This window comes from Ensifer sp. SL37 (assembly GCF_026672675.1).
GTDB lineage: Bacteria > Pseudomonadota > Alphaproteobacteria > Rhizobiales > Rhizobiaceae > Ensifer > Ensifer adhaerens.
Map to the genome: position 1 here is coordinate 2,036,281 of NZ_JAPPRN010000006.1, position 26,571 is coordinate 2,062,851.

The window sequence follows — 26,571 nt, forward strand, 5'->3', positions numbered from 1 at the left end:
GGGCGGCCGGTCAGTCCTCGGACGGCTCTGGCGCGGGGCGTTCCTTGAGCACCTCGATCACCTCGGCGATCAAGGCAGAGGCCTGCCGCAGCCGTCGTTCGCCGAGTGCGCCGCCCAGGCCGTCCGCCCAGGCCGCCTGCCGCTCCTTGATGTCGTGCAGTGCCGTTTCTCCCGCCGCAGTCAGAACCATGAGCTTTGCCCTCTGGTGGGTCGGGTTGTCCCTGTAGGCGATCAGCCCTTCGGCCTCCAAGAGATCGGCGATGCGCTGCACCCCCTGGCGCGCAAGGCCGAGCGCGCGTGCCGCATCGGCAACCGACATCGGCGCATGGTTTGCCGCGGCCAGCACCTGCCAGCGGGCGCTCGTCTGTCCGGAAGGTTTGGCGAGTGCGTCGCCGGCCTGCGTCAGCGGGCCCGCTAGCCGCAGTACCGATATGGCGAACTCCGCAAAGGCGTCTCCGGCGGGTGTCCGATCGGGATCTTTCATGTTGACAGCACCACCGTCGTGTGAATGTTTGTATGACATCATGTTGTCATGATGCGGTCGTTTCAGCAAGTCAATTTAGCAAGGGAGATGAGAGCATGGCGAGAAGGACTTACAGCGGCGGTTGCCATTGCGGCAAGGTCAGATACGAAGCGACTTTCGATCTCGATGCGGGGACGACGCGATGCAATTGCTCGTTCTGTGGCAAGGCCCGCTACTGGGGTGCACAGGTCAAGTCGGAGGATTTTCGCCTCCTGTCACCGGAAGATCAGGTTGGGCTCTATCAGTTTGGCGCCAAGGTTGGCAACCACCGCTTGTGCCCTGCCTGCGGCATCGCCTCCTATAGCCATGGTTATGTCGAGGAACTCGGCGGCGCCTATTGCAGCATCAATGTCGCAACGCTGGACGATGTCGATCCGACGGTCCTGGCTAAGGTGTCGGTGCAATATCTGGATGGCCGGAACGACCGCTGGGATGAAACGCCTGCCGAATTCCGTCATCTCTGACGCGTGCGAGATCTTGCTCCTATTTGACAATATGTTGTCAATATGGCATATGGACTGCATGAGTTTCACCTGGCAGCATATCGCCTGCCGGGTGGGCGGCAATAGGGGGCCTGCCTGGCCCGCCACGCAGGAGCGACGGGTATGAAACTGACCTATAAGGGAAGCTGCCATTGCGGAAACATCCGCTATGAGGCCGACATCGACCTCGATGCCGGCACCGGCAAATGCAACTGTTCGATTTGCTGGAAGCGGCGCTACTGGGGGGCGGTCGTGAAGCCCGACGCCTTCCGGCTGCAGTGCGACGAAGCCAATATCGCCGACTACCAGTTCGGCAGCAACAGTGTGCATCACCGCTTCTGCAGGACCTGCGGCGTTGCCGCCTTCGGCCACGGCTATATCGAGGAGATTGGCGGCGCCTATTACTCCGTCAACCTCGCCTGCCTCGACGACCTCGATCCGGCGGTGCTGGCCGAAGCACCGGTGCAGTACATGGACGGGCGCAACAACAACTGGTTCCACGCGCCAGCCGAGACCCGTCACCTCTGAAGCCCACAGCGAAGCTGGTTACATCTTGCGAAATTCGAGGTGGTAGATGACCTCCTCGCCGGTTGCCGGGTCCACGCCCGGCGCGCCGTAGATCACCAGCTTATCCCCTTGCAGGACAAAGGGGCGGATCAGGTCGGAGACGCCCCAGGCCGGGTTCCAGCTTGCCTCGACATGATGGATGATCCGGCCGTCCTTGAGCGAATAGGAGCCGGAATAGGCGAGCATGGAATCAAACAGTGCCGCTTTTTCGTCGTGAGACGGCACGAGTCCTTTGAGCTGCGGTCGATCGCGTTTCACCACAACGGCGGTCATCCGGCCATCGGGAAAGTACGAGAGATAGCCGATAGGATCAGGGCCCATGGCATCGGTGACCTCGCCAGTGGCGACGACCTCGCGCGTCCAGGAAAGCATCTTCCAGGTGCCGAGCAATCCAGACTCGTCCGCCATGACCCACCTGTTTGATTTTAGGGTAAACTAAAATAGCAGATGCTTCCTGTCCGGCAAAGCCGGGCCGATCCCTAGGATGAGATCAAAGAAAAGGGCCCCCGACGCGCGGGAGCCCTTCGTTGTTTCTTGCGCCGCTCGGGCGCAGCCCGAACGTAGCTGGTCAGTGTTCGCCGAGGTCGCGCACAGCACCGCGGTCGGCGGAGGTGGCAAAGGCGGCATAGGCCTTGAGTGCCGTCGTCACCTTGCGCTTGCGCTGTTCGGTCGGCTTCCAGCCCTGGGCGTCCTGCTCAGTGCGGCGACGGCTAAGTTCCGCCTCGTCGACGCGCAGGCTGATCGTGCGGTTCGGGATGTCGATGTCGATCATGTCGCCTTCGCGCACCAGGCCGATCGTGCCGCCATTGGCCGCTTCCGGCGAAACGTGGCCGATCGACAGGCCCGAGGTGCCACCGGAGAAGCGGCCGTCGGTGATCAGCGCGCAGGCTTTGCCGAGGCCCTTCGATTTCAGGTAGCTCGTCGGATAGAGCATTTCCTGCATGCCCGGGCCGCCCTTGGGGCCTTCATAGCGGATGACGACGACGTCGCCGGCCTTGATCTCGTTGCCGAGGATCGCCTTGACCGACGCATCCTGGCTTTCGAAGACGCGGGCCGGGCCGGAGAACTTCAGGATGCTCTCGTCGACGCCCGCGGTCTTCACGATGCAGCCGTCGATCGCGATGTTGCCCTTCAAGACGGCGAGGCCGCCATCCTTGGAGAAGGGATGTTCGACCGAGCGGATGACGCCCTTTTCGCGGTCGGTGTCGAGCTCGTCCCAGCGCGCTTCCTGGCTGAAGGCCACCTGGGTCGGGATGCCGCCCGGTGCCGCGCGGAAGAAGTTGCGAACGGTTTCGCTGGTCGTGCGGGTGATGTCCCAGCGGTCGATGGCGTCGCCGAGCGTGGCGCTGTGGACCGTCGGGCAATCGCGGTTGATGAGGCCGCCCTTCTCGAGTTCGCCGAGGATCGACATGATGCCGCCGGCACGGTGCACGTCTTCCATGTGCACGTCGCTTTTCGCCGGAGCGACCTTCGACAGGCAGGGAACCTTGCGCGACAGGCGGTCGATATCCGCCATGGTGAAATCGACCTCGCCCTCATGGGCGGCGGCGAGAATGTGCAGCACGGTGTTGGTCGAACCGCCCATGGCGATATCGAGCGCCATGGCGTTTTCAAACGCCTTCTTCGAGGCGACCTTGCGCGGCAGCACGTTCTCGTCTTCCTGCTCGTAATAGCGGCGGGCGAGATCGACGACCAGGTGGCCGGCCTCGACGAAGAGGCGCTTGCGGTCGGCGTGGGTGGCGAGCGTCGAGCCGTTGCCGGGCAGCGACAGGCCGAGCGCTTCGGTCAGACAGTTCATCGAGTTGGCGGTGAACATGCCGGAGCAAGAGCCGCAGGTCGGGCAGGCCGAGCGTTCGATGACCTTGACGTCCTCGTCCGAGACGTTGTCGTCGGCTGCGGCGACCATGGCGTCGACCAGGTCGAGTGCATGCGTCTTGCCGTGCAGCACGACCTTGCCGGCTTCCATCGGGCCGCCGGAAACGAAGACGGCGGGGATGTTGAGGCGCAGCGCCGCCATCAGCATGCCGGGCGTGATCTTGTCGCAGTTGGAGATGCAGACCATGGCGTCGGCGCAGTGGGCGTTGACCATGTACTCGACGCTATCGGCGATGATTTCGCGCGACGGCAACGAATAGAGCATGCCGTCGTGACCCATGGCGATGCCGTCGTCGACGGCGATGGTGTTGAATTCCTTGGCGACGCCGCCGGCAGCCTCGATCTCGCGGGCGACGAGCTGGCCAAGATCCTTAAGGTGCACGTGGCCGGGCACGAACTGGGTGAACGAGTTCACCACCGCAATAATCGGCTTGCCAAAATCGCTGTCCTTCATGCCCGTCGCGCGCCAGAGGCCGCGGGCACCGGCCATGTTGCGGCCGTGGGTGGTGGTACGTGAGCGATAGGCAGGCATGGCATGTTCCTTCACGGACAAGGGGTATTGCTCGGGAATGGCGATCCCTGATCGCCACCGAAGGGGCTACCTAGCGCAAAATTGCGCGCGCGTCATCTTTTGCGTCAGATTATTTCGACGCTGCGCGCGCTGTCGCGCCAGGCTTTCGCCGCTTCGGAAATCAAATCTAGACCGCGGCCGGCGCCTTGGACAACACCCGCCGAAGCGCTTTACGGAAATCTTATGTCGAGCGCCTGAAGTCGCAATCGAAACTGGACGCCTGACGGGTCTAGCCTTGCCGCATCGAATAGGGATGCGTGCCATGTCTCTCCAGGATTTCAACATCCACCGTCATTTGCCCGGGGCTCTACGCGAGGTCGATGCGGGCCCTGAGCTCACCGGTGGCGAAAGGGCTCCGGAGGCGCTCGATGCGCTCATGCTGCGGCTCACCGCCGTTCGCCGCCTGCGCGAGCACCATGTCTGGGAGGCGGTGCGGGTGATCGCGGACCTGCCGGATCTGGCGGCTGGAGAATGGCCGTCGCGTCGGTACCGTGAACTGATGGCCGCCGATGCACTGGTCGATGCCGTCATTCACCTGACGTCGGCGACCGAAGCGAAACTGTGCCTTCGAACGCTCAGTCACGAGTTCGGGCTGTGGACCTGCGCGCTGCGCTATCAGCCACCCGGAGCCGGCCGCATCACCTTCAAGGCACGGCATGCCGACCTTGCCGCGGCGATCCTTGGCGCCTTCCTGCGCTCCTGCCGCGGCCATCAGCTTGCGGCTGCTGCCGGCCGTGGCCAACTTCCCACCTGAAGGATATTTCCATGAACATACATTCGCTGCGCCTCGAAGGCGCGATCACGGCGCTCGTCACACCGTTCCGGGACGGCAAGGTTGATGTCGTCGGCCTGATGTCGCTCGTGGAATGGCAGATCCGACACGGCATTTCCGGCATCGTCGCCTGCGGCACCACCGGCGAGGCGCCGACGCTCTCGCGGGCGGAACGGGCCATGGTGATCGAACGCTGCGTCGAGGTGGCGGAACGCAAGATCCCGGTTATCGCCGGAACCGGCACCAACAGTACTGCGACGACGATCGAACTGACGGCGGAAGCCAGGACGCTCGGCGCCGACGCGGCGCTCGTCGTTGCGCCCTATTACAGCAAGCCTTCGCAGGAGGGGCTCTATCGCCACTTCGAGGCGGTCGCCCGGGCGGTGGATCTTCCCATCATCATCTACAATGTGCCCTCGCGCACCGGGGTCGATCTCGCCGCGCGGACGATCGAGCGGCTGGCGGAGCTTCAAAATGTCGTCGGCATCAAGGATGCCACCGGCGACGTCGGTCGCTTCCAGTCTTCGTCGCCAGCCCTCAAGGCCAGACTCATGCAGCTCTCGGGTCACGACCAGACGGCGCTGCCGTTCAATCTCTGCGGCGGTCACGGCACTATCTCGGTGGCGTCCAATGTCGTGCCGCGGCTGGTGGTCGCCATGCACCAGGCTGTCACGACCGGAAATGTCGCAGCGGCGCTCGCCCTTCATGAGCGGCTCCGCCCGCTGCTCACGGCGCTCGAGCGCGAGACCAATCCGGGGCCGGTGAAATACGCATTGCACCTGGTGCGGGCGCTCAGCCCGGAGGTGCGTCTGCCGTTGACGCAGGTGGCGCCGGAGACGGCGGCCGAGATCCGCGCGGCGCTCGAACCGCTGACCGAGCTTCCAGCCTCCACCCAGATCGGCCGCGGGGTGCGCATCGCGCTTGCTGGCTGACGGTTCGTCCTCGCACGGATCTGTCGTGCCCGATTGCCGCGGCGGCTCCCGCCGTCCGCATCCATCTCACCCGAAAGGAAAGACCATGTCCCGTTTCCCCCATCTTGCCGCGCGCGCCGCTGAGCGCCGGCGCGTCGAAAGCAGCGAGCGCGCTGAGCGCCTTCCGCCCAGGGACAGCGCCGTTCGCGATGCCTTTCTCGGCATCGGCATCAGGCTCGCCGTCGTCCTCGGCCTTGCCTACGGCATCCAGGCCGCACTTCCGTGGATTGCCGGCTAAGGCTTCGCTTTCGTCAACAAGGATTGTTCGATCATGGGCAGTATGCAGCAGATCCGTCGTGGTTTCCTGGCGCGCGCGCGTTTCGTCGTCGGCCGCGACCGGCACGGCTGGTGGGTCGTATCCGACCGCAAGGGTCTCGTCGGCGGCCTCTTTACCAATGAGAGCGCCGCAATCCATTTCGCCGTCGAAGCGAGCGACCGGCATCCGGAGGAGGTGTGCCGCGCGCCGGAAGGGGCGGCCATCGATCTTGATACGTTTTCGCGCCGGCCGAGGGCCATGCGACAGCGCCGGCGCGGCGCCTATGCCTGACGCCGCATCCTGATGCAGGCGTAAGGAAGAAACCCCACCAGCTCGGCGCTGGCGGGGTTTTCTCTTGTCGGGGCGCCGCGCTGGCGGACGGTCAGCCGAGCGAAGCGATCGCCTCGTCGATCAGCGCCACGATCTCCTTGGCGTGCGAGGCAAGGGAGGCGTGGCTGGCATCGAGCGTGATGATCTTCTTCGCCTTAATGCGCTCGGCCATCCATTGTTCGGTTTCCGGCGGGATCATGTGGTCGTGGCGCGAGACCTGGTACCAACTGGGCTTCGTCTTCCAGGCGGGAGCCCCGGCCTTGTCCTCGAAGCAACGCCCGGCGATCGGTTTCTGTGCGACCGCCATGACCAGTGCTTCGGTCTCGCTCAGGTCCTGGCCGAAACTCTCACGGAACGTATCCTGCGCCAGCCAGAGGAAGCCGTCCTTGTCGGGACGGATGCTGGCGGCGCCGGATGGCGGCTCGCGCCTTGCAAAGATGCTGCCGAGGCTGTCGCCTTCATCCGGCGCGAAGGCCGCGACATAGACGAGCCCGACGACGTTGGCCGCATGACCGGCGCCGCTGATAACAGCACCACCATAGGAGTGGCCGACGAGCAGGGTCGGGCCCTCGAGCGATTCGGCCAGCTTGCGGGTGCGCTCGACGTCGTCGGCAAGCGAGGTCAGCGGGTTCTGAACCGCGGCAATTCTGTAGCCCTTGGCGTGGAGCGGCGGAATGACGTGGCGCCAGTGGGAGGCATCGCCCCAGGCGCCGTGCACAAGCACGATGTTCTTGACTGCCGGCATGATCAGTTCCTTTCGCTCGAATGGAGAGGTGCTCGGTTCGGCATCACACTCGCTCGTGGTGAGGCGAGGCATGCTGCCCGTCGTCGGTTTTGGTGGGTTCCCTTGCTTTGCGCCTGGCGCATGGCAAGGCGTTGAGATTGCGGACGTAAATTAGGGCGGGAAGGCGTGCGTTCCATGACGCAAACCACAAATTTTCGTGACGGAAGACCAACCCTGCGCGTCCCCGCAGGCGGTGGCCGCGATGGCAGGCCGATGGCGACAGGATGAGGAGAAGACGGGGTCCCAGAGCGGCGTATTGGGGCTACGGGGCATCGCTCTGGGACCGGTTGCGCCCAGGAGGCGGGCTGTGCTTCCGGGCGCATCGGCATCAAGTCACTGCGAAGCCGATTCGACAATGCGCCCCGGACCTTTGCCGGCCCCCGTCGGACCAAAGTCTGAGCGTTGGCTGTGGGCAACTTGGCGCACAGCGTTTTGACCAAGGCCGCGGCGAGCTGGCCGTTCGTCTGTTGCTGCCAGGAAGAAATCGAGGGAAACGAAAAAGGCCTTTCGATTTCTCGAAAGGCCTTTGAATTCGAATGGTGGGCGTGACAAGGATCGAACTTGTGACCCCTACGATGTCAACGTAGTGCTCTCCCGCTGAGCTACACGCCCATCCGATGTGGCGCATAGACCACAAAAGCCGTTGTCGCGTCAATAGGGTTTTCGAAGGTTTTTTGACAGAAATTTAGAGGCGGTGATTTTCCCCATGGGGGCGGCGTCGATGAGACACCGGCAAGACGCCGGATTTGCTGGGTTTCCGCTAAGGTATTGAAACGAAAAGACCGCCGGAGATCCCTGTGGATCGCGGCGGTCGGTTCTAAGTCGCATTCTTTACAGTCGCGGGACGTCGCGCCTGTGGAAAACTGACTTGATCAGGCAGCAGCCAGCATCTTGTTGACCTCGTCGACGAGGTCACGCAGGTGGAAGGGCTTGGACAGCACCTTGGCATCCTTCGGCGCCTTGCTGTCGGGGTTGAGCGCAACGGCGGCAAAGCCGGTGATGAACATGACCTTGAGGTCCGGGTCGAGTTCCGTCGCGCGCCGCGCCAGTTCGATGCCGTCCATCTCAGGCATGACGATGTCGGTCAAAAGGAGCGAGAACGGTTCCTCGCGAAGCCGGTCGTAAGCGCTGGCGCCGTTGTCATAGGACATGACCTTGTAGCCGGCCTTTTCCAGCGCCTTCACCAGGAACCGGCGCATGTCGTTGTCGTCTTCGGCAAGAAGGATTTTCGCAGTCATGAATTGGGCCGTGCTTCTCTTTATTCAGTTCATTGCGCGTAGATTGCGGCGTTTTATCCAAACCGCAACGCGGTAAATATCTCGTGAACGCGGGACGTCAATTCCCCGGGATGCTGTGATTGGCCACTATGGACACAGAGCGGGCCAACTGGCAACATGATGACAATTGCAAGTACCGCATATGGTAAAAAAGGGTTCAGATGGGGGAAATTGCGGAGAGGGAACTGTTCGAGGTCCTTGAACCTCCAATCCAGCGCATTCCCTTTGTGTTCAATTCGCCGCACAGCGGCCGCTCCTATCCCCAGAGTTTTCTCGACCAGTCCAGGCTCGACGCGCTTTCGATTCGCCGGTCGGAAGACCACTATGTCGATGAGCTGTTCCAGAACGCGACGTTCCTCGGCGCGCCGATGCTGCTTGCGCATTTCCCGCGCGCCTTCCTCGACGTCAACCGCGAGCCATACGAACTCGATCCGCGCATGTTCGACGGGCCGCTACCGCCGCATGCCAACATCAGCTCGATGCGCGTCGCAGGCGGGCTCGGAACGATCCCGCGGCTGGTGGCCGAGAACATGGAAATCTATCGTGGACGGTTCCCGGTCGAGGACGCGCTGACGCGGATCGAGACGATCTACAAGCCCTATCACGCCACCTTGCGCAAGCTGATCGCGCGCACACACGTGCAGTTCGGCCTCTCGGTGCTGATCGACTGCCACTCTATGCCGGGCAATGTGCATCTGCCGGGCAGCGCCCAGCGGCCCGACTTCATCATCGGCGACCGTTACGGTACCAGTGCTGCCGGTGAGCTTTCGCGCGCTGCGGTTGATCTGCTGCAGCAGCTCGGCTACAGCGTCGTGCGCAACAAGCCCTATGCCGGCGGCTTCATCACCGAGCATTACGGCCGACCGACGCGCGGGCTGCATGCGCTGCAGATCGAGATCAACCGGGCGCTCTATGTCGACGAGGCGACGCTGGTGCGCAAACCTGGCTTCGGTGCGCTGGTTGCCGATCTCACGACCTTCATCGGCTCGCTTGCCCGCCACGTCGAGGACTACGGCGCTTACCTGCCGCTGGCGGCCGAGTAGCCTTTCCCAAAAACCAGGAACAACCGGCAAAGCGGGATGGCGTCCAGCAAGGTACTGGCGACGCTTGGTATTTTGCTGTCGGGGAGGTTCAAAAAAAACCGCGCCAACGGCGCGGTCAAGTCTAGGGAGGAAACACCCAAGGAGGGTATTTACAGTCACAGGTGACTGTAGGAAAACCATAATATTGCACTGCACAAATGTCAAGTTTGCTGGTGAAAACTTTTGCGTCGCGTCAAAAGTTTTTCAGCCAGAAATGGCGAATCAACCGATTGAATTCTCCAAAGTCGCGTTTGAAGTGCGAAGCGGTCGTGGTGCAGTGCGAAATGCTCCGGCCCTGACGCCGACGACGCCCGCAGGTGGGCGTGCTCGGTCGTTTGCCTTTCGACAAATTTCGTCTATGCAGGACGTACCTTCCTCCATGTTTTTCAGAGAGATCGCCATGTTGCCTGACCGCGCCTTCTTCGATCGCCTTGCAGATGCCGCCAAGGCGGAAACCCTGCCGCGCTTTCGGATCGGGACCAGCGTGGTCAACAAGCTGGAGAGCGGCTTCGATCCGGTAACGGAAGCGGACCAATCGGCGGAAGCGGCGATCCGCGCGCTGATCGAGGCGCATTTCCCGGACCATGGCATTCTTGGCGAAGAGTACGGCAATATTGGCCTCGACCGCGAGTATGTCTGGGTCATCGACCCGATCGACGGCACGCGCGCCTTCATTTCCGGCTTGCCGGTCTGGGGCACGCTGGTCGGCCTCTATCGCAATGGCGATGCGGTCATGGGCCTGATGGACCAGCCTTTCACCGGCGAGCGCTATTTCGCCGACGGCACGAAATCGGTCTACCGCGGGCCGGGTGGCGAGCAGGTGCTTTCGACCCGCGCCTGCAGATCGCTTGACGACGCGGTGCTTTTCACCACCTCGCCGCATCTCTATTCCGGCGATCTCAAGACCCGCTATGAGACGGTGCAAAGCAAGGTGCGTCTGTTCCGCTACGGCTGCGATTGCTACGCATTCGCACTTCTGGCCGCCGGCCATGTCGATCTGGTAATCGAATGCGGGCTGAAGCCCTATGATGTCGGCGGGCTCATCCCTCTGATCGAGCAGGCCGGCGGCATCGTCACCAACTGGCAGGGCGGTCCGGCGGAAATGGGCGGCGAAGTTATTGCTGCCAGCAATGCCGAACTGCACGCGCAGGCGCTGGAAATCCTGAAGGGCTGATGCGCCCTGCGCCTCGCGCGGCGGTCCAGACATCCGTAAAATCAACGTGTTACAGTGACCTTTGCGCGTCTGATAGGACGTGCGGCGCTGTGTAGCGCGAGCGACCGCTTGCTTCAGGCGGCGGTGGTTTCGCGCGCGTCGCCTTCTTCGGGGATGACGAAGGCGAGGATCGCCGCCATCGCCTGGGCGCGGTAGCGGTCCGCCTCGTGCAGCAGCTCGTGTCGGGCGCCGTCGATCGGGATCATCTGGGCGGCGCGGAAATTGCGCGCCAGCCATTCGACGGCGATATGGGGTACCAGCCGATCGGCCGTCGGCGCCAGGATGATCGTCGGCAGGGTGATGCGGGTCAGATGCTCGCGGCGGATGACCCGGCGCATGGCGTGGAAAGCCTCGCTCAGCCAGCGCGCCGTCGGGGGCCCGAGCCTCAGTTCCGGATGCGCATCGGTTAGCGCGATGTTGCGGGCGTAGCGGCGGCGATCGGCCGTCAGCACGTTGTTTTCGAAGGGGCGGTTGCCCTTGTCGGGGTGTGCCGGCAGGGCGCCGAGGCCGACCAGCCGCATGAAGGTCGCAACCGTCGCGATGCTCTTTTCGCCGAGCGCCTGGCCGCCAAGGCCGACGAAGGGTGCGAGCACTACAAGCCGATCGATGCGGCTTGCCAGCATCGGGGCGAGGGAGAGGGCAACGAGAGCGCCCATGGAATGGGCGACGATCGAGAAGGGCAGGCGGGTATCGGGCAGCACGATCTGTTCGAGGAAGGTGCTGAGGTCGCGCTCATAGTCGGAAAAGTGGTCGACATAACCGCGTCCGGGGTGCGCCAGCAGCCGCTCGGAGCCGGCCTGGCCGCGCCAGTCGAAGGTGGCGACCCAGAGGCCGGCCGCAGTCAGATCAGCAATCGTCTCGAAGTACTTCTCGATCGATTCGTTGCGGCCCTGCAGCAGAACGACCGTGCCGCGCGCCACCGGCTGCTTCGTCTTGAAGATTGCATAGCGGATCTTGCGGCCGCCGATGCCATCGAAAAAGCCAGCGACATGATTGTCCGGGATCGGATTGTCCGGTGTCGCGTGGAGGATCGAGGTCATGGGGTCGTGGCCGGAGGTGAAAGCGTGTTGATCGGTAGCATCAAGGGATAGGCGGCAGGGTCTTCGCCGTCAAAGAAAAAAGCCGGAAACGGTGGGTGAAATCCGGACGATCACCGTTTCCGGCCGCTGAAGGGGAAGGGACATGTCACTTCAGCCTGGGCGTTGCGGCCCAGGATTTCGTTTTAGTCCCGCCGGGCTGAACGGAAGCCGAAGCCGGCGTTCATGTCGGGTTCACGGAAAAATCGTCGGCGGGGGCGTCTTGAAGTCGTCAAATCGCCTCCCCAAATCAGGGTCACGGGCGCCGAAGACGGGTCCGTTCACCGGTCCTGCCACTGCCAGAATGGGGTGGCCGACCAGACATCGCAAAAGTTGCTCCAAGGAGGACACCATGCGTCACTTCGATTTCTCTCCCCTTTACCGCTCGACCGTCGGATTCGACCGCCTGTTCACCATGCTCGACAGCCTCGGCCAGCCGGGTGAAGCCCAGACCTATCCGCCCTACAACATCGAGCGCACCGGCGAAAATGCCTACCGCATCACCATGGCCGTTGCCGGTTTCGACGAGAGCGAGCTTTCGATCGAGGCGCGTGAACACACGCTGACGGTCAAGGGCGAAAAGGCCGAGGACAAGGGCGAAGAAAGCCAGTTTCTCCATCGCGGCATTGCCAAGCGCGCCTTCGAGCGCCGCTTCCAGCTCGCCGATCACGTGGAGATCAAGTCCGCTTCGCTGAAGAATGGCTTGCTGCACATCGATCTTACCCGCGAGATCCCGGAAGCCGCCAAACCCCGCCGGATCGAGATCGCGTCGGTCGCATCGCAGCCGAAGCAGATCGAGGCTCAGACCCTCTGAACATCACGCCCGAACAGGGCATGAAACAGACCTCCCACAAAAAACGGCGTCCTCTACGGGCGCCGTTTTTTGTTGTCGGATCAATCAGGGCTGGGCCGGTACCGGCATGGCGGAAGCAGCCGCTTTCCTTGCTGCATAACGCTGGGCAATCACCGCGCAGGCCATCAGCTGGATCTGGTGGAACAGCATGACGGGCAGCACGATCGCGCCGATGTTCTGGCCGGCGAAGATGGCGCTTGCCATGGGGACGCCGCTCGCAAGGCTCTTCTTCGAGCCGCAGAAGGTGATGGCGATCTCGTCGGCCTTGTCGAAACCGAGCAGGCGGCTGCCGTACATGGTGACGGCAAGCACGAGCGCCAGCATGACGATTTCGATGACGACGAGCACGCCGAGATCGGTCAGAGAAAACGTCTGCCACAGGCCGGAGGTGACCGCCTGGCTGAAGGCGAGGTAGACGACCATCAGGATCGAGCCGCGATCGACCGGCGCCAACAGTCCCTTGCGGGCGCGGATCCAGTTGCCGATCACGGGCTGCAGCATCTGGCCAATGAGGAAGGGGGCAAGCAGCTGCAGCAGGATCTGCTTGACCGCATCGAGCGTGACGGTGCCATGGCCGCCGGCGGAAAACAGCAACCCGACGAGCAGCGGCGTCAGGAACATGCCGAAAATGTTGGAGGCCGACGCCGAGCAGATCGCGGCCGGCACATTGCCACCGGCCATGGAGGTGAATGCGATCGACGACTGCACCGTCGAGGGCAGCACGCAGAGGAAGAGGATGCCGGTATAGAGCGATTGCGGCAGGATCGAATCCGGCACGAAGCCGACCGCAAGGCCGATGAGCGGGAAGAGCACGAAGGTCGAGGCAAGGATGGTCAGGTGCAGGCGCCAATGCAGGATGCCGGCGATCACCACGTCGCGCGACAGGCGCGCCCCGTGCAGGAAGAAGACCATTCCGACAGCCACCTTCGTCGCCAATCCGAACCATTCGGTTGCCTCGCCATGGATCGGCAGGACGGATGCAAGCAGCACCGTCGCCAGAAGCAGGATCGTGAAGGTATCGGGAAGGTAGCGGCGCATATCAGCTCACTTGCTCGTTAACGAACGTCTTGCGGGGATCGCTCATTGTGAAGCAGGATGCAAGGAATAACAGTTATCACGAAATGAGATGAGCCATGTTGGATCTCGTGCAGTTGCGCAGTTTCGTCGCCCTCGAACAGATGGGCAGCTTCACGCTTGCAGCGGAAAAACTATCGCTCGGGCAATCGACGGTCAGCCAGCATATCCAGCGGCTCGAAGCCTCGCTCGGACGCACGCTCGTCGACCGCGATACGCACCGCGTTTCGCTGACGGCAGACGGGCAGGCGCTGCTTGCCCACGCGCGTTCGATGCTGGCGATCGACGGCGAGGTCCGGGCGCTGTTTGCCGAAAGCAGTTTGCGCGGCCGTCTCCGCCTCGGGGTCTCCGAGGACTTCGTCATGAGCCGGCTGCCGGCGGTGCTGGAAGACTTCGTCCGCGCCCATCCGTCGGTCGATCTGGAACTGACGGTGGCCTTGAGCGGCGTGCTCTACCAGATGCAGGACAATGGCGAGATCGATCTGGTGCTTGCCAAGCGCAGGCTCGGCGGCCTCAGGGGCGAGCTCGTCTATCGCGAACCACTGGTTTGGCTGGCGCGCGATCCCGAGAGGATCAAGCGCGACAAGGTGCTGCCGCTGATCGCCTTTCCGCCGCCGAGCATCACCCGCAGCGTCGCGCTCGAAGTGCTCGACCGTCACCGTCTGCCGTGGCGGATCGTATGCACTTGTGGCAGCCTCAGCGGCCTGACGGCGGCGGCCCGTGCCGGCATGGGCGTGCTCGTGCAGCCGCGCAGCATGGTGCCCTCGGGGCTGAAGGAAATCCGGCCGGGCTCCTGCCGCCGCTCGAAGACGTGGAATTCGTGCTGGTGCCGAGCAAGGGCGTCGACCGAAAGCTGAGTGCGGCGCTCTCGGTCGAAATCCTCGCCAATCTGAGGACCCTGCAAGGGCAGTCTTGAAGGCAGGGCTGATACCGATACTGCTCAGCAGCTGGCGACGAAGCGGTCGACGTCCTCGGCCTTGGTCGCAAAGCTGGTGACGAGGCGATAGAGGCCCTCGTTCTTAGCAAGCTTGCCCTCGAGGTCGTGCGGCACTGGCCAGTCGTAGAAGACGGCGCCATCCTGCCTGAGCTTCGCCGCCACATCCTTGTTGATGATGGCGAAGACCTCGTTGGCATCGGCCTGCCAGGCAAGCCGGCTCGTCTTTGCGGCGGCAATGCCCTCGGCCAGGCGTGTGGCCATGGCGTTGGCGTGACGGGCGAGATTCAGCCAGAGATCGCCGGCGAAATAGGCGTCGAACTGCGCCGAGACGAAACGCGACTTGGAGAAAAGCTGGGCGGAGCGCTTGCGCAGGAAGTGCATCTCGTGGGCCTTGGAGAGGTCGAACAGCACCAGCGCCTCGGCGCACCAGCAGCCGTTCTTGGTGCCGCCGAAGGAGACGAGGTCGACGCCGCGCTTCCAGGTCATTTCGGCGGGCGTTACGTCGAGGCTGACCAGCGCGTTGGCGAAGCGCGCACCATCCATGTGCAGCGGCAGCTTGTGTCCCTTGGCGACGGCCGAGATCGCTTCGATTTCGGCGAGCGAATAGACCGTGCCGCTTTCCGTCGCCTGCGTCAGCGATACCGCACTGGGCTGGCCGCCATGGACGTTATCGAGCGGGAAGCGCCGGATCTCGGCTTCAAGGCGGGAGGCCTCCATCTTGCCCCGCGGTCCGTCGACGGGTTTCAGTCGGGCGCCATGCGAAAAGAATTCGGGCGCGCCGCATTCGTCGGCGATGACATGGGCCTCGCGATGGCAGAAGGCGACGCCGCCGGCGCGGTTGGCTGTTGCCAGTGCCAGCGAATTGGCGGCTGTTCCGGTGCCGACGAAGAAGACGGCGACGTCCCTTTCGAAGATGTCCGCGAACTTCTTCTCCACCTTCCGGTCAAGCTCGCTGGTGCCATAGGCCGACGCGTAGCCGCCGGCATGGGCCATCAGGCTTTCGGCAATCGCGGGATGGGCGCCAGCCCAGTTATCAGACGAAAAAATCATCACTTCTCACCCTGTTTCACCGTCAATTCGACGGCTTTTGCCGACCTTAGCCGAGTTTATAGCCGGATCAATCACGGTCAGCGGCCGAAAGGCCAACAGGAGACCAGTTTGAAACCAAAATGAAGAAAACGACGATATGCCGTAATTTAATTATAAAAGCCGGAAATTTCCGGCAATGTTCGGCAAAATCTTCTCCATTATTTGCTGATATGCCTCTTGCAGAGGGGGGTGGTTTCTGGCATAGAGCACATGAAATAGGACAGGTTTGCTGTCCTATTTCGGTCTAGGGACCGGAACAATCGCCGTGAGTGCCTAAAAAAGTGGCATCCGGCGTGCGAAGCGGGAGGATTGGCCGGATTTCATCCGGTTGTTATCGCCTGCCGTCAGGATGGTCGCAGACATCAGTGCCTGATGATGCCGTGCTTATTTGCGACCTGATCAGGATCATGAGACGATGAGTGCCCCGGCTTTTCGGCGTGTCTTTGCACGCAACGAAGAGTCATGCGCGGGCGGTGCCATGCCCGGCGGTGCCGGGTTCAACAGGAGGGAAAACGATGACGGATCATTCGCCATCACAGCAATCTGGGCTCAACCTCGCACACAGCGTTGCGACGGCTGAAAAAACGCCCGCATTCCCGACTGGCCTGCCGCGAAAACAGGGGCTCTACGATCCGCGCAACGAACATGACGCCTGCGGTGTCGGCTTCGTCGCCCATATGAAGGGTCAGAAGTCGCACCAGATCGTGCGCGATGGCCTCTTCATGCTCGAAAACCTGACGCACCGTGGTGCCGTCGGCGCCGACCCGCTGATGGGAGATGGCGCGGGCATCCTCGTGCAGATTCCCGACCGTTTCTTCCGCGAGGAGATGGCCAAGCAGGGCATCACCCTGCCGAAGGCGGGCGAATATGCCGTCGGCCACATCTTCATGCCGCAGGACGATGCGCTCGTCGAACACTTCAAGCAGGTGATCAAGGACGTCGTCACCGAAGAGGGCCAGGTGCTCATCGGCTACCGCGACGTGCCCGTCGACAACGCGTCGCTGTCGAAGGCGCCGGAAATCGCCGCGACCGAGCCGCGCCATGTCCAGATCTTCATCGGTGCCGGCCGTGACGCCGCCACGAACCCGGAGTTCGAGCGCCGTCTCTTCACGCTGCGCAAGGTGATCTCCAACCGCATCTATGACGAATACAAGGGCGAGGAGAGCAACTTCTACCCCGTGTCGCTGTCGTCCTCGACGATCGTCTACAAGGGCATGTTCCTCGCTTACCAGGTCGGCGCCTATTACAAGGATCTGTCCGACCCGCGCTTCGAAAGTGCGGTGGCGCTCGTTCACCAGCGCTTCTCGACCAACACGTTTCCGTCGTGGAAGCTCGCCCATCCCTACCGCATGGTCGCCCACAACGGCGAAATCAACACGCTGCGCGGCAACGTCAACTGGATGGCAGCGCGCCAGGCCTCGGTTTCCTCGCCGCTCTTCGGCGACGACATCTCCAAGCTCTGGCCGATCTCCTACGAAGGCCAGTCGGACACCGCCTGCTTCGACAACGCACTCGAGTTCCTGGTGCAGGGCGGCTATTCGCTGTCGCATGCCGTCATGATGCTGATCCCCGAGGCGTGGGCCGGCAACCAGTTGATGTCGCCTGAGCGAAAGGCGTTCTACGAATACCACGCAGCGCTGATGGAGCCGTGGGACGGTCCGGCAGCTGTCGCCTTTACCGACGGTCGCCAGGTCGGTGCGACGCTCGACCGCAACGGTTTGCGTCCGGCCCGCTACATCGTCACCTCGGACGACCGCGTCATCCTCGCGTCGGAAGCCGGCGTGCTGCCGGTCGACGAAGACAAGATCGTCAAGAAGTGGCGCCTGCAGCCGGGCAAGATGCTGCTCATCGATATGGAACAGGGCCGCATCATCTCCGACGAGGAGGTGAAGTCCTCGCTCGCGCAAAAGCACCCCTACAGCAAGTGGCTCGAAGACACCCAGCTGATCCTCGAGGAGCTGAAGCCGGTGGAGCCGCGTGCGCTCCGCCGTGACGTTTCCCTGATCGATCGCCAGCAGGCCTTTGGCTACACGCTCGAAGACACCAAGATCCTGATGTCGCCGATGGCGACGACCGGCCAGGAAGCGATCGGCTCGATGGGCACCGACACGCCGATCTCGGCGATGTCGGACAAGCGCAAGCTGCTTTACACCTATTTCAAGCAGAACTTTGCGCAGGTCACCAACCCGCCGATCGACCCGATCCGCGAGGAGCTGGTGATGAGCCTCGTCTCCTTCATCGGTCCGCGTCCGAACATCCTCGACCACGAGGGCATGGCGCATGCCAAGCGGCTCGAGGTGCGCCAGCCGATCCTAACCAACGGCGATCTCGAAAAGATCCGCTCGATCGGTCACACCGAGGATCGTTTCGACACCAAGACGCTCGACTTTACCTATGACATTTCGCGCGGCGCCGAAGGCATGCCGGAAATGCTCGACCGGCTCTGCGAACGTGCGGAAGCGGCGGTGAAGGGCGGCTACAACATCATCGTTCTGTCGGACCGCCAGGTCGGACCGGACCGCGTGGCTATCCCGGCGCTGCTCGCGACCGCGGCCGTGCACCACCACCTGATCCGCAAGGGTCTGCGCACGTCGGTCGGCATCGTGCTTGAATCCGGCGAACCGCGCGAAGTGCATCAGTTCTGCCTGCTCGCCGGCTACGGCGCCGAGGCGATCAACCCCTATCTCGCCTTCGATACGCTCACCGACATGCACAAGCGTGGCGAGTTCCCCAAGGAAGTCGACGGCAGCGAAGTGGTCTACCGCTACATCAAGGCCGTCGGTAAGGGCATCCTCAAGGTCATGTCCAAGATGGGCATCTCGACCTACCAGTCCTATTGTGGCGCGCAGATCTTCGACGCCGTCGGCCTGTCGTCGAAGCTTGTCGACCAGTTCTTCTTCGGCACGGCGACGACGATCGAAGGCATCGGCCTCGAAGAGATCGCCGCCGAAACCGTCGCCCGCCACAAGGCGGCCTTCGGCGCCGACCCGGTTCTCGCCAACTCGCTCGATATCGGTGGCGAATATGCCTTCCGCATGCGCGGCGAAAGCCATGCCTGGACGCCGGACGCGATCGCCTCGCTGCAGCACGCCGTTCGTGGCAACGCAGAGGACCGCTACCGCGAGTTCGCCGAGATGGTGAACAACTCGGCGCTGCGCATGAACACCATCCGTGGCCTGTTCACGATCAAGAGCGCCGAAGCCCTTGGCCGCAAGCCGATCTCGGTCGACGAGGTCGAACCGGCCGTCGATATCGTCAAGCGCTTCTCGACCGGGGCCATGTCCTTCGGCTCGATCAGCCGCGAGGCACATACGACGCTGGCGATTGCCATGAACCGGATCGGCGGCAAGTCGAACACCGGCGAAGGGGGCGAGGAAAGCGACCGCTACCTGCCGCTGCCCGATGGTTCGATGAACCCGGAACGCTCGGCGATCAAGCAGATCGCGTCCGGCCGCTTCGGCGTGACCACCGAGTACCTGGTCAATGCCGATATGCTGCAGATCAAGGTGGCGCAAGGGGCCAAGCCCGGTGAAGGCGGGCAGCTGCCCGGCCACAAGGTCGATGCGACGGTTGCCAAGACTAGGCATTCGACCCCGGGCGTCGGCCTGATTTCGCCGCCGCCGCACCATGACATCTACTCGATCGAAGACCTGGCGCAGCTGATCTACGATCTGAAGAACGTCAATCCGGAAGCCGACGTTTCGGTCAAACTCGTCTCGGAAGTCGGCGTCGGCACGGTTGCCGCCGGCGTTGCCAAGGCGCGTGCCGACCATATCACTGTCGCCGGCTTCGACGGCGGTACCGGCGCTTCGCCGCTCACCTCGCTGAAGCACGCAGGCAGCCCCTGGGAAATCGGTCTTGCCGAGACCCAGCAGACGCTGGTGCTGAACGGCCTGCGTTCGCGCGTCGCCCTTCAGGTCGATGGTGGTCTGAAGACCGGTCGCGACGTCATCATCGGCGCGCTGCTCGGTGCCGACGAATTCGGCTTCGCCACCGCACCGCTGATCGCCGCCGGCTGCATCATGATGCGCAAGTGCCACCTCAACACCTGTCCCGTCGGCGTTGCGACCCAGGATCCGGTGCTGCGCAAGCGCTTCAAGGGCACGGCCGAGCACGTCATCAACTACTTCTTCTTCGTGGCCGAGGAAGTGCGCGAGATCCTGGCGTCGCTCGGCGTCAGGAAGCTCAACGACATCGTCGGCGCTTCGGAACTGCTCGAAAAGGACAGTGCGCTTGCGCACTGGAAGGCCAACGGCCTCGACTTCTCGAAGATCTTCCACAAGGTGGAAGCCAAAAAGGAAGAGACCTACTGGACCACGCGCCAGCAGCACCCGATCGACGATGTTCTCGATCGCAAGCTGATCAAGGAAGCGGCGGTCGCGCTCGAAACCAAGGCTCCGGTCAAGATCGAAGCCGAGATCAAGAACGTCGACCGTTCGGCCGGCGCGATGCTTGCCGGTGCTCTTGCCAAGCGCTGGGGCCACAAGGGCCTGAAGGACGACACCATCCACGTGACCCTCAAGGGCACGGCTGGCCAGTCCTTCGGCGCGTTCCTCGCACGCGGCATCACCTTCGATCTCGTGGGTGACGGTAACGACTATGTCGGCAAGGGTCTTTCGGGCGGTCGCATCATTGTCCGGCCGCCGGAAAATGCGACGATCGTTCCGCAAGAATCGATCATCGTCGGCAACACCGTGCTTTACGGCGCGATCTCGGGCGAGTGCTACTTCAACGGCGTTGCCGGCGAACGTTTCGCAGTGCGCAACTCCGGCGCGGTCGCGGTCGTCGAGGGCGTGGGTGACCACGGCTGCGAATACATGACCGGCGGCGTCGTCGTCGTGCTCGGCGGAACGGGGCGCAACTTTGCGGCCGGCATGTCGGGCGGTGTCGCCTATGTGCTCGACGAGGAAGGCGATTTCGCCCGTCGCTGCAACATGGCGATGGTCGAGCTGCAACCGGTTCCGGAAGAGGACGACATGCTGGAGAAGCTGCACCACCACGGCGGCGACATCATGCACAAGGGCATGGTCGACGTGTCGGGCGACATGACGCGCCACGACGAGGAGCGGCTTTATCAGCTCATCTCCAACCACCTTCACCACACGGGTTCGCCCCGGGCGAAGGAGATCCTCGATCACTGGACGGATTATCGGCCGAAATTCCGCAAGGTCATGCCGGTCGAGTACCGCCGTGCGCTCGAGGATATGGAACGCATGAAAATGGCAGAGGCGGCCGAATAGGAGGCCCCGGTGACCAAGGCTCCCGGTTCATCACAGATCGGTTCGGGGGCCCCTCACGCGCGCTCGCAAAAAGCGCCTGTTCAGACGCACAGCTTTCAGGATGAAACGATGGGTAAGGTAACTGGATTTCTCGAGATCGACCGGCAAGTGGCAAAGTACCAGCCGGCGTCCGACCGCATCCGCCATTTTCGCGAATTCACCATTCCGATGTCAGAACCGGAAGTGCAGAAGCAGGCTGCTCGCTGCATGGACTGTGGCATCCCCTATTGCCATGGGCCGACCGGCTGCCCGGTGCACAACCAGATCCCGGACTGGAACGATCTCGTCTACAACGGCAACTGGGACGAGGCGATCCGCAACCTGCATTCGACCAACAACTTCCCGGAATTCACCGGCCGCGTCTGCCCGGCGCCGTGCGAGGAAGCCTGCACGCTGAACCTCGAAGACACCCCGGTCGCGATCAAGACCGTCGAACAGGCGATCGCCGACAAGGCCTATGAAATGGGCTATATCGTGCCGCAGCCGGCCGTCACAAAGACCGGCAAGAAGGTCGCGATCATCGGCTCGGGACCTGCCGGCATGGCCGCGGCCCAGCAGCTTGCCCGCGCCGGCCACGAGGTGCACGTCTACGAGCGCGAAACCAAGCCCGGCGGCCTGCTGCGCTACGGCATCCCGGACTTCAAGATGGAGAAGAACTTCATCGATCGCCGCGTCGACCAGATGCGCGGCGAAGGCGTCACTTTTCACTGCGGCATCAATGTCGGCGTCGACGTTCCGATGCAGCGCCTGCTCGACGAGCATGACGCCGTGCTCTACTGCGGTGGCTCCGAGACCCCGCGCGACGCGGGCATCCCCGGCGTCCAGTTCGCCGGCGTGCATGACGCGATGCCCTATCTCGTCCAGCAGAACCGCCGCGTCGGCCGCGAGAACATCGACAGCGTCGGCTGGCCGTCGCAGCCGATCCTTGCCGGCGGCAAGCATATCGTCGTCGTCGGCGGTGGTGATACCGCGTCCGACTGTGTCGGCACCGCTTTCCGCCAGGGCGCCGTCAAGGTGACCCAGCTCGACATCCGTCCGCAGCCGCCGGAAAAGGAAGACAAGCTCGCCGTCTGGCCGTTTTGGGCGACGAAGATGCGCACCTCCTCCAGCCAGGCCGAAGGCGCCATCCGCGAGTTTCAGGTGGCGACGCTCGAATTCATCGGCGACGAGGACGGCAACCTGACCGGCGTGAAGTGCTGCCAGGTGGATGATCGCCGCAAGCCGGTCGCCGGCACGGAGTTCATCATCAAGGCGGATCTTGCCTTCATCGCCATCGGTTTCAGTGGTCCCTTCACCAACAGCGTGATCAAGGACCTCGGCGACAAGCTGACGCTCAACACCGACCGCCGCGGCTCGACCAACGTCGTCGCCAACGAGCGCGACTACAAGACCTCGGTCGACAAGCTCTGGACGGCCGGCGACGTGCGCCGAGGCCAGTCGCTCGTCGTCTGGGCGATCCGCGAAGGCCGCCAGGCGGCACGTGCGATCGACGAGGCGCTGATGGGTTCGACCACCCTGCCGCGGTAACCCAAGTTTACTCCCAAGCATGAAAAAGCCCCGCAGCGATGCGGGGTTTTTTTGTGGCAGGGCCAGAAGGCCGAATGGGGATCGTCGACCTAGTTGCGGATCACCGGGTTGCTGATGACCGTGTTTGGCTTCGAGAGGCGGAAGTCATCGACGCGGCCGGCCGGAGCGGCGGCGACGTCACCCTTGCCAACCAGCAGGTCGCGTGGGCTCTTGCCGTTGCCCTTGTCCGGTGCGGCGCTGCCGAGCAGGGACGCGGCGCCATCCAGCGCCGGATCGGTCAGCCCGATCGGCTGGGTCTTGACGATATCCTCGTTGCCGAGCGGTGCGGTCACCACCAGGTCCTTGAGCTCGTCGGCGCCCGGCACGTTCTTGTCGGTGGCGGCGGCATCGCCGAGCAGCCGCCGGATGTCCTTCTCGACGTAGAAGGCAAGCTTGCGCTTGCCGGCCTTGGTGAGGTTGACGCCGTCGGCGCCGCGCAGGCGCACCTGCTGGCCGTTGATGTCGGAGCCGGTCAGAACGAACTTGCCGCCCTCATCGACGAAGCCGTCCCAGATGTCGACGAACTGTCCGCCGACCTTCTCGATCTCCTCGCGATAGATGCCGTTGAAGGTGACCATGTCGGCGGTCATCGCGGCCGACTGGAACGGCGGCATGCCGACCCAGAGAACCGGCAGCTTTTCCTTGCGCGCAAGGGCTGCCAGCGCGTTGACACGCTTGCGATATTCTTCCGTCCAAAGGTCGGAGCGGAACTTCTCCTTGGTGCTGCCGATCTGCATCTGCTGGCGATCGTTGGCGCCGAGGCTGATGATGATGACCGACGGCTTCACTTCGCCGACATAGCCCGGCAGCGTGCCCGGCCAATTGAAATAGTCTTCGCGCACGAGACCGGACGAACCGTTCGCCCGCGTCTCGATGGTGATGCCGGGCGTCATCTCGAAGGCGGTCTTCAGGCCATCGCCGAGGCTGCCGGCCATGAAGTCGCCGACGACGAGCACCTTCTTGGCATCTGGCGCCTTCTCCACCACTACCGGCGCCGGGGCAGGGGTGTCGGCAACCTTTGGCTTCTGCTTCTGCTGCCCCTGGCCCTTCTGCCGCTGCTGCGGCTGGCGCTGGCGCTTCGGGCGCGGCTGTTCGGGATAATAGTCGCGATCCTGGTAGGCCGGCCGTTCTCGGGTCAAGCCGCCGAAGAGCATCTGAAACAAGGTGCGGCGTTGAACGCGCTCCTGCGCCTCGGCAAAGCTCGCAAAAAGGCTGACGGTGAGCATCGCCACAAGGGCAATGCAGATCGTCGCAATCCCGAACGGCGTACGGCTATCGTGCCTGCGGCGCCTGCTGATCATCTGCTTTCTGCCCCGTTCATCGCGTATTCGGGCGGCCTTGCCGCGCCAAAGTTTCAGCGCGCCGCACGGGGGTGCAGCGCGCTTGCCCTATTGTATCTCACGGATACTCAGATCGTGAAACCGTTTCGAACCTGCTAGTTGCGGAGCGCCCGCAGCAGCATCTGCGTCGGCTCACCATCCGGCGCCAGTCCGTTCTTCGACTGGAATGCCTGGATCGCGGCCTTGGAGCCGGAGCCGAAGTTGCCGTCGACTTCGCCACTGTAGTAGCCAAGCTCCTTCAGCCGGTTCTGCAGCTCGAACTTCTCGCTGATGTCAAGCGAACCGTCCGGACGCGGCCAGCGCTGCTGCATGCCCTGGTAGCCGGCGATCTGGTCTGCGAGCAGGCCGACGCCGAGCGCGTAGCTGTCCGAAGCGTTGTAACGCTTGATGACGAAGAAGTTCTTGGTCATCAGGAAGCCGGGGCCGTTGCCACCGCTCGGCAGCTTGAGCTCGGCGCGTGTGCTGCCGTTGCGGAAGCCCTTGCCGTTCGGCCGGGCAAAACCGAGCGACGCCCATTCCTTGAGCGTCTTCGTCTGGCCCGAATACTTCGCGGCGTTGGCTGGCGGGGCGACTTCGTAGCCCCAGGTCTCGCCCGGCTGCCAGCCATTTTTCTTCAGAAGGTTGGCGGCGGTCGCCAGCGCGTCTGGCACCGAGTTCCAGATGTCGCGGTGACCGTTTCCGTCTGCGTCGACCGCATAGAGCAGGTAGCTCGTGGGGATGAACTGGGTGTGGCCCATGGCGCCCGCCCAGGAGCCCGTCAGCTCACGTGGGGTGATATCGCCCTTCTGCAGGATTTTCAGCGCGGCGATCAGCTGCTTCTTGGCATAGTTCGACCGCTTCGGATCCGCATAGGCAAGGGTCGCGAGCGCGCGCGGCACGTAGTGCAGGCGGTCATCCTTCTCCAGCACGGCGCCGTAGTTGGACTCCATCGACCAGATGGCCAGCAGGATGGTCTTGTCGACGCCGAAGTGTTTCTCCAGCGCGTTCAGCGTGCGGGCGTGCTTGGTCGCCATCTCCTGGCCGACGCGCTTGGTGTAGGGGTTCACGCGGGAATCGATATATTCCCAGATCTTGTGCTTGAACTCCGGCTGGTAGTTGGCCTTGTCGATCACCGTCTGGTCGGGCGACTTTACGCCGGCAAAGGCCTGGCGATAGGTCGCCTTGGTGATGCCGGCCTGGGCGGCGGTCGCGTAAAACTCGTTGATCCAGTTCTGGAACCCGGTATCGGCGCGCGCGGGGGAGGTGCCGAGCGTGGCGGCGGATAGGACGAGGGCGGCTGCGATATGACGGAAAAACGTCCTGCGGTTTCTGATCATCAGCTGTCGGTTCCGTTTCTCTGCGGAGCTTCGGCCGTCATGGCCCGAATCACTCCGCAAGGTGGCAGTCTGGGGCCAGCCTGGACGGTGGGGGCAGTCGTCGGCGGCTCCTGTTTCGGATCCGGCCGCGCTTGTTGCATTGCCGGATTGCAACGAATCTACAGAAACGTGGTCAACAAACCCTTTACCATGAAAATGTGGTGGCGTCTTCGGCCACAGAAAATGTCAAGCCTTGGTCGTGGAGTTCGCATATGCATTTGTTTCGTCGGTTCATGCTGTGTTCAGCTGACGGCATAGAGATTGCGGCTCCATTACGGAGCGCTGTATGGTTCGGGACGGATTGACGTCCAGGACCATTCGGCAAGAGTTATGAGTGAAATCCTTTCAAGGAGGTATCGATGACCGACAAGCGTAAAGTCCGCAAAGCCGTGTTCCCGGTCGCAGGACTGGGCACCCGTTTCCTGCCGGCAACCAAGGCCGTGCCGAAGGAAATGCTGACGGTGGTGGACAAGCCGGTCATTCAATATGTGGTCGACGAAGCGCTGGAAGCCGGTATCGAGCACCTGATCTTCGTGACCGGCCGCAGCAAGGCTGTCATCGAGGACTATTTCGACATTCAGGTCGAGCTCGACCAGACGCTGCGCGAGCGCAACAAGAAGGCCGAGATCGCGTTGCTCGACGGCATCCTGCCGAAGGCCGGTACCACCAGCTTCACGCGCCAGCAGGCGCCGCTCGGCCTTGGCCACGCGGTCTGGTGCGCCCGTGAACTCGTCGGCAACGAGCCCTTCGCGCTGCTCCTGCCCGACATGATCATGAAGGGTGAGAAGGGCTGCCTGAAGGGCATGGTGGAGCTCTATGAGCAGAGCGGCGGCAACGTCATCGCGGTTGAGGAATGCGCGCCGGACCAGGCGCACAAATACGGCATCGTCGGCGTCGGCGACAAGGTCGGCGAAGGTTTCAAGATCACCAAGATGGTCGAGAAGCCAGCACCGGGCACTGCCCCCTCCAACTTCTTCATCAACGGCCGCTACATCCTGCAGCCGGAGATCTTCCCGATTCTCGAAAAGCAGGAGCGCGGCGCCGGCAACGAGATCCAGCTGACCGACGGCATGCTCAAGCTTTCCGACAACCAGCAGTTCGCCGCTTACCACTTCCGTGGCGATACCTATGACTGTGGCGCCAAGGACGGCTTCATTCTGGCCAACGTCGCCTTCGCGCTCGAGCGTGGCGATATCCGTCCGACCGTCGAAGGCCCGCTGAAGAGCCTGCTCGGCAGCCTGAAGTAATCGGCTTTCTCTTCTCGAAGGCAAGAAAGGCCGCGTCCATCGGGCGCGGCCT

Annotated in this window: 22 protein-coding genes, 1 tRNA gene and 1 pseudogene; 13 read left to right on the forward strand and 11 right to left on the reverse strand. The window is 63.1% G+C overall.

Translation table 11 applies throughout. From position 1 onward, the window contains the following. Positions 1–10: 10 nt before the first annotated feature. Positions 11–484: a MarR family winged helix-turn-helix transcriptional regulator gene (locus OVA00_RS21880; protein WP_034787245.1), complete on the reverse strand. Its 474-nt coding sequence runs from the start codon at positions 482–484 to the stop codon at positions 11–13. Between the two features lie 95 nt (positions 485–579). On the opposite strand from OVA00_RS21880, the gene OVA00_RS21885 reads away from it, so the two are divergent. Together OVA00_RS21885 and OVA00_RS21890 are read left to right on the forward strand one after the other, a co-directional pair. Next, positions 580–987, forward strand: a complete 408-nt coding sequence (locus OVA00_RS21885; protein ID WP_089044962.1) for a GFA family protein — start codon at positions 580–582, stop codon at positions 985–987. A 141-nt stretch (positions 988–1,128) separates the two neighbouring features. Beyond that, a complete protein-coding gene (locus tag OVA00_RS21890; RefSeq protein WP_089044963.1) occupies positions 1,129–1,533 on the forward strand; it encodes a GFA family protein in 405 nt (134 codons plus the stop codon). 18 nt (positions 1,534–1,551) lie between these two features. Here OVA00_RS21890 and OVA00_RS21895 read toward each other — a convergent pair whose 3' ends face one another. Both OVA00_RS21895 and ilvD read right to left on the reverse strand, forming a co-directional pair. Next, complete coding sequence (locus OVA00_RS21895) at positions 1,552–1,980, reverse strand: lipocalin-like domain-containing protein (RefSeq protein ID WP_034786824.1); 429 nt, start codon at positions 1,978–1,980, stop codon at positions 1,552–1,554. Between the two features lie 160 nt (positions 1,981–2,140). Then, on the reverse strand, positions 2,141–3,979 hold the full coding sequence (gene ilvD / locus OVA00_RS21900) for a dihydroxy-acid dehydratase (protein ID WP_034786822.1): 1,839 nt from the start codon (positions 3,977–3,979) through the stop codon (positions 2,141–2,143). Between the two features lie 301 nt (positions 3,980–4,280). Here ilvD and OVA00_RS21905 point away from each other — a divergent pair, with 301 nt between their 5' ends. The 4 genes from OVA00_RS21905 (at position 4,281) to OVA00_RS21920 (ending at position 6,308) form a co-directional block, all read left to right on the forward strand. Beyond that, complete coding sequence (locus tag OVA00_RS21905; RefSeq protein ID WP_060604752.1) at positions 4,281–4,772, forward strand: hypothetical protein; 492 nt, start codon at positions 4,281–4,283, stop codon at positions 4,770–4,772. A gap of 11 nt (positions 4,773–4,783) precedes the next feature. Next, positions 4,784–5,722, forward strand: coding sequence for a 4-hydroxy-tetrahydrodipicolinate synthase (gene dapA, locus OVA00_RS21910; protein WP_089044965.1), 939 nt, complete (start codon positions 4,784–4,786; stop codon positions 5,720–5,722). 85 nt (positions 5,723–5,807) lie between these two features. Next, positions 5,808–5,999, forward strand: coding sequence for a hypothetical protein (locus OVA00_RS21915; RefSeq protein ID WP_060530585.1), 192 nt, complete (start codon positions 5,808–5,810; stop codon positions 5,997–5,999). A 33-nt stretch (positions 6,000–6,032) separates the two neighbouring features. Then, positions 6,033–6,308, forward strand: coding sequence for a hypothetical protein (locus tag OVA00_RS21920; RefSeq protein ID WP_051659088.1), 276 nt, complete (start codon positions 6,033–6,035; stop codon positions 6,306–6,308). Positions 6,309–6,399: 91 nt separating this feature from the next. Here the strand turns inward: OVA00_RS21920 and OVA00_RS21925 are convergent, their stop codons facing one another. The 3 genes from OVA00_RS21925 to cpdR1 all read right to left on the reverse strand — a co-directional run bounded on the left by OVA00_RS21925 (position 6,400) and on the right by cpdR1 (position 8,369). Continuing rightward, positions 6,400–7,092 (reverse strand): alpha/beta fold hydrolase, encoded by a 693-nt coding sequence (locus OVA00_RS21925; RefSeq protein WP_034786814.1) that lies wholly within the window; start codon positions 7,090–7,092, stop codon positions 6,400–6,402. A gap of 576 nt (positions 7,093–7,668) precedes the next feature. Next, positions 7,669–7,743 (reverse strand) — tRNA-Val (locus OVA00_RS21930). A 260-nt stretch (positions 7,744–8,003) separates the two neighbouring features. Then, positions 8,004–8,369: a response regulator CpdR1 gene (cpdR1, locus tag OVA00_RS21935; RefSeq protein WP_034786813.1), complete on the reverse strand. Its 366-nt coding sequence runs from the start codon at positions 8,367–8,369 to the stop codon at positions 8,004–8,006. A gap of 200 nt (positions 8,370–8,569) precedes the next feature. Here cpdR1 and OVA00_RS21940 point away from each other — a divergent pair, with 200 nt between their 5' ends. Both OVA00_RS21940 and hisN read left to right on the forward strand, forming a co-directional pair. Continuing rightward, on the forward strand, positions 8,570–9,451 hold the full coding sequence (locus OVA00_RS21940) for an N-formylglutamate amidohydrolase (protein ID WP_060517614.1): 882 nt from the start codon (positions 8,570–8,572) through the stop codon (positions 9,449–9,451). A gap of 439 nt (positions 9,452–9,890) precedes the next feature. Then, positions 9,891–10,664 carry a histidinol-phosphatase gene (hisN, locus tag OVA00_RS21945; RefSeq protein WP_268090354.1) on the forward strand — a complete coding sequence of 258 codons (774 nt, stop codon included), beginning with the start codon at positions 9,891–9,893 and terminating at the stop codon, positions 10,662–10,664. A 113-nt stretch (positions 10,665–10,777) separates the two neighbouring features. On the opposite strand, the gene OVA00_RS21950 is transcribed toward hisN, so the two are convergent. Continuing rightward, positions 10,778–11,743 carry an alpha/beta fold hydrolase gene (locus OVA00_RS21950; protein WP_060604764.1) on the reverse strand — a complete coding sequence of 322 codons (966 nt, stop codon included), beginning with the start codon at positions 11,741–11,743 and terminating at the stop codon, positions 10,778–10,780. Between the two features lie 388 nt (positions 11,744–12,131). Here OVA00_RS21950 and OVA00_RS21955 point away from each other — a divergent pair, with 388 nt between their 5' ends. After that, on the forward strand, positions 12,132–12,593 hold the full coding sequence (locus OVA00_RS21955) for an Hsp20 family protein (protein ID WP_034786801.1): 462 nt from the start codon (positions 12,132–12,134) through the stop codon (positions 12,591–12,593). Positions 12,594–12,677: 84 nt separating this feature from the next. On the opposite strand, the gene OVA00_RS21960 is transcribed toward OVA00_RS21955, so the two are convergent. After that, positions 12,678–13,670 carry a bile acid:sodium symporter family protein gene (locus tag OVA00_RS21960; RefSeq protein ID WP_060604767.1) on the reverse strand — a complete coding sequence of 331 codons (993 nt, stop codon included), beginning with the start codon at positions 13,668–13,670 and terminating at the stop codon, positions 12,678–12,680. Positions 13,671–13,765: 95 nt separating this feature from the next. On the opposite strand from OVA00_RS21960, the pseudogene OVA00_RS21965 reads away from it, so the two are divergent. Next, a pseudogene (locus OVA00_RS21965) lies at positions 13,766–14,622 on the forward strand (LysR family transcriptional regulator). Between the two features lie 24 nt (positions 14,623–14,646). Here the strand turns inward: OVA00_RS21965 and OVA00_RS21970 are convergent. After that, positions 14,647–15,693, reverse strand: a complete 1,047-nt coding sequence (locus OVA00_RS21970; protein ID WP_268089615.1) for a threonine aldolase family protein — start codon at positions 15,691–15,693, stop codon at positions 14,647–14,649. A gap of 554 nt (positions 15,694–16,247) precedes the next feature. Here OVA00_RS21970 and gltB point away from each other — a divergent pair. After that, a complete protein-coding gene (gene gltB, locus OVA00_RS21975; protein ID WP_034786790.1) occupies positions 16,248–20,972 on the forward strand; it encodes a glutamate synthase large subunit in 4,725 nt (1,574 codons plus the stop codon). 108 nt (positions 20,973–21,080) lie between these two features. Beyond that, entirely contained in the window at positions 21,081–22,538 is a 1,458-nt protein-coding gene (locus OVA00_RS21980) for a glutamate synthase subunit beta (RefSeq protein ID WP_034786787.1), read from the forward strand. Between the two features lie 89 nt (positions 22,539–22,627). Here the strand turns inward: OVA00_RS21980 and OVA00_RS21985 are convergent, their stop codons facing one another. Together OVA00_RS21985 and OVA00_RS21990 are read right to left on the reverse strand one after the other, a co-directional pair. Beyond that, entirely contained in the window at positions 22,628–23,878 is a 1,251-nt protein-coding gene (locus OVA00_RS21985; protein WP_442780545.1) for an SGNH/GDSL hydrolase family protein, read from the reverse strand. Positions 23,879–24,012: 134 nt separating this feature from the next. Further along, entirely contained in the window at positions 24,013–25,233 is a 1,221-nt protein-coding gene (locus OVA00_RS21990) for a lytic murein transglycosylase (protein ID WP_060581304.1), read from the reverse strand. A 398-nt stretch (positions 25,234–25,631) separates the two neighbouring features. On the opposite strand from OVA00_RS21990, the gene galU reads away from it, so the two are divergent. Then, positions 25,632–26,519, forward strand: a complete 888-nt coding sequence (gene galU, locus OVA00_RS21995) for a UTP--glucose-1-phosphate uridylyltransferase GalU (protein ID WP_034786782.1) — start codon at positions 25,632–25,634, stop codon at positions 26,517–26,519. The last annotated feature ends 52 nt before the right edge of the window (positions 26,520–26,571 follow it).

Coding starts and splice junctions, on each gene's coding strand:
- OVA00_RS21880 (WP_034787245.1), bottom strand. CDS start 484: ATGAAAGATCCCGATCGGACACCCGCCGGAGACGCCTTTGCGGAGTTC.
- OVA00_RS21885 (WP_089044962.1), top strand. CDS start 580: ATGGCGAGAAGGACTTACAGCGGCGGTTGCCATTGCGGCAAGGTCAGA.
- OVA00_RS21890 (WP_089044963.1), top strand. CDS start 1,129: ATGAAACTGACCTATAAGGGAAGCTGCCATTGCGGAAACATCCGCTAT.
- OVA00_RS21895 (WP_034786824.1), bottom strand. CDS start 1,980: ATGGCGGACGAGTCTGGATTGCTCGGCACCTGGAAGATGCTTTCCTGG.
- ilvD (WP_034786822.1), bottom strand. CDS start 3,979: ATGCCTGCCTATCGCTCACGTACCACCACCCACGGCCGCAACATGGCC.
- OVA00_RS21905 (WP_060604752.1), top strand. CDS start 4,281: ATGTCTCTCCAGGATTTCAACATCCACCGTCATTTGCCCGGGGCTCTA.
- dapA (WP_089044965.1), top strand. CDS start 4,784: ATGAACATACATTCGCTGCGCCTCGAAGGCGCGATCACGGCGCTCGTC.
- OVA00_RS21915 (WP_060530585.1), top strand. CDS start 5,808: ATGTCCCGTTTCCCCCATCTTGCCGCGCGCGCCGCTGAGCGCCGGCGC.
- OVA00_RS21920 (WP_051659088.1), top strand. CDS start 6,033: ATGGGCAGTATGCAGCAGATCCGTCGTGGTTTCCTGGCGCGCGCGCGT.
- OVA00_RS21925 (WP_034786814.1), bottom strand. CDS start 7,092: ATGCCGGCAGTCAAGAACATCGTGCTTGTGCACGGCGCCTGGGGCGAT.
- cpdR1 (WP_034786813.1), bottom strand. CDS start 8,369: ATGACTGCGAAAATCCTTCTTGCCGAAGACGACAACGACATGCGCCGG.
- OVA00_RS21940 (WP_060517614.1), top strand. CDS start 8,570: ATGGGGGAAATTGCGGAGAGGGAACTGTTCGAGGTCCTTGAACCTCCA.
- hisN (WP_268090354.1), top strand. CDS start 9,891: ATGTTGCCTGACCGCGCCTTCTTCGATCGCCTTGCAGATGCCGCCAAG.
- OVA00_RS21950 (WP_060604764.1), bottom strand. CDS start 11,743: ATGACCTCGATCCTCCACGCGACACCGGACAATCCGATCCCGGACAAT.
- OVA00_RS21955 (WP_034786801.1), top strand. CDS start 12,132: ATGCGTCACTTCGATTTCTCTCCCCTTTACCGCTCGACCGTCGGATTC.
- OVA00_RS21960 (WP_060604767.1), bottom strand. CDS start 13,670: ATGCGCCGCTACCTTCCCGATACCTTCACGATCCTGCTTCTGGCGACG.
- OVA00_RS21970 (WP_268089615.1), bottom strand. CDS start 15,693: ATGATTTTTTCGTCTGATAACTGGGCTGGCGCCCATCCCGCGATTGCC.
- gltB (WP_034786790.1), top strand. CDS start 16,248: ATGACGGATCATTCGCCATCACAGCAATCTGGGCTCAACCTCGCACAC.
- OVA00_RS21980 (WP_034786787.1), top strand. CDS start 21,081: ATGGGTAAGGTAACTGGATTTCTCGAGATCGACCGGCAAGTGGCAAAG.
- OVA00_RS21985 (WP_442780545.1), bottom strand. CDS start 23,878: ATGATCAGCAGGCGCCGCAGGCACGATAGCCGTACGCCGTTCGGGATT.
- OVA00_RS21990 (WP_060581304.1), bottom strand. CDS start 25,233: ATGATCAGAAACCGCAGGACGTTTTTCCGTCATATCGCAGCCGCCCTC.
- galU (WP_034786782.1), top strand. CDS start 25,632: ATGACCGACAAGCGTAAAGTCCGCAAAGCCGTGTTCCCGGTCGCAGGA.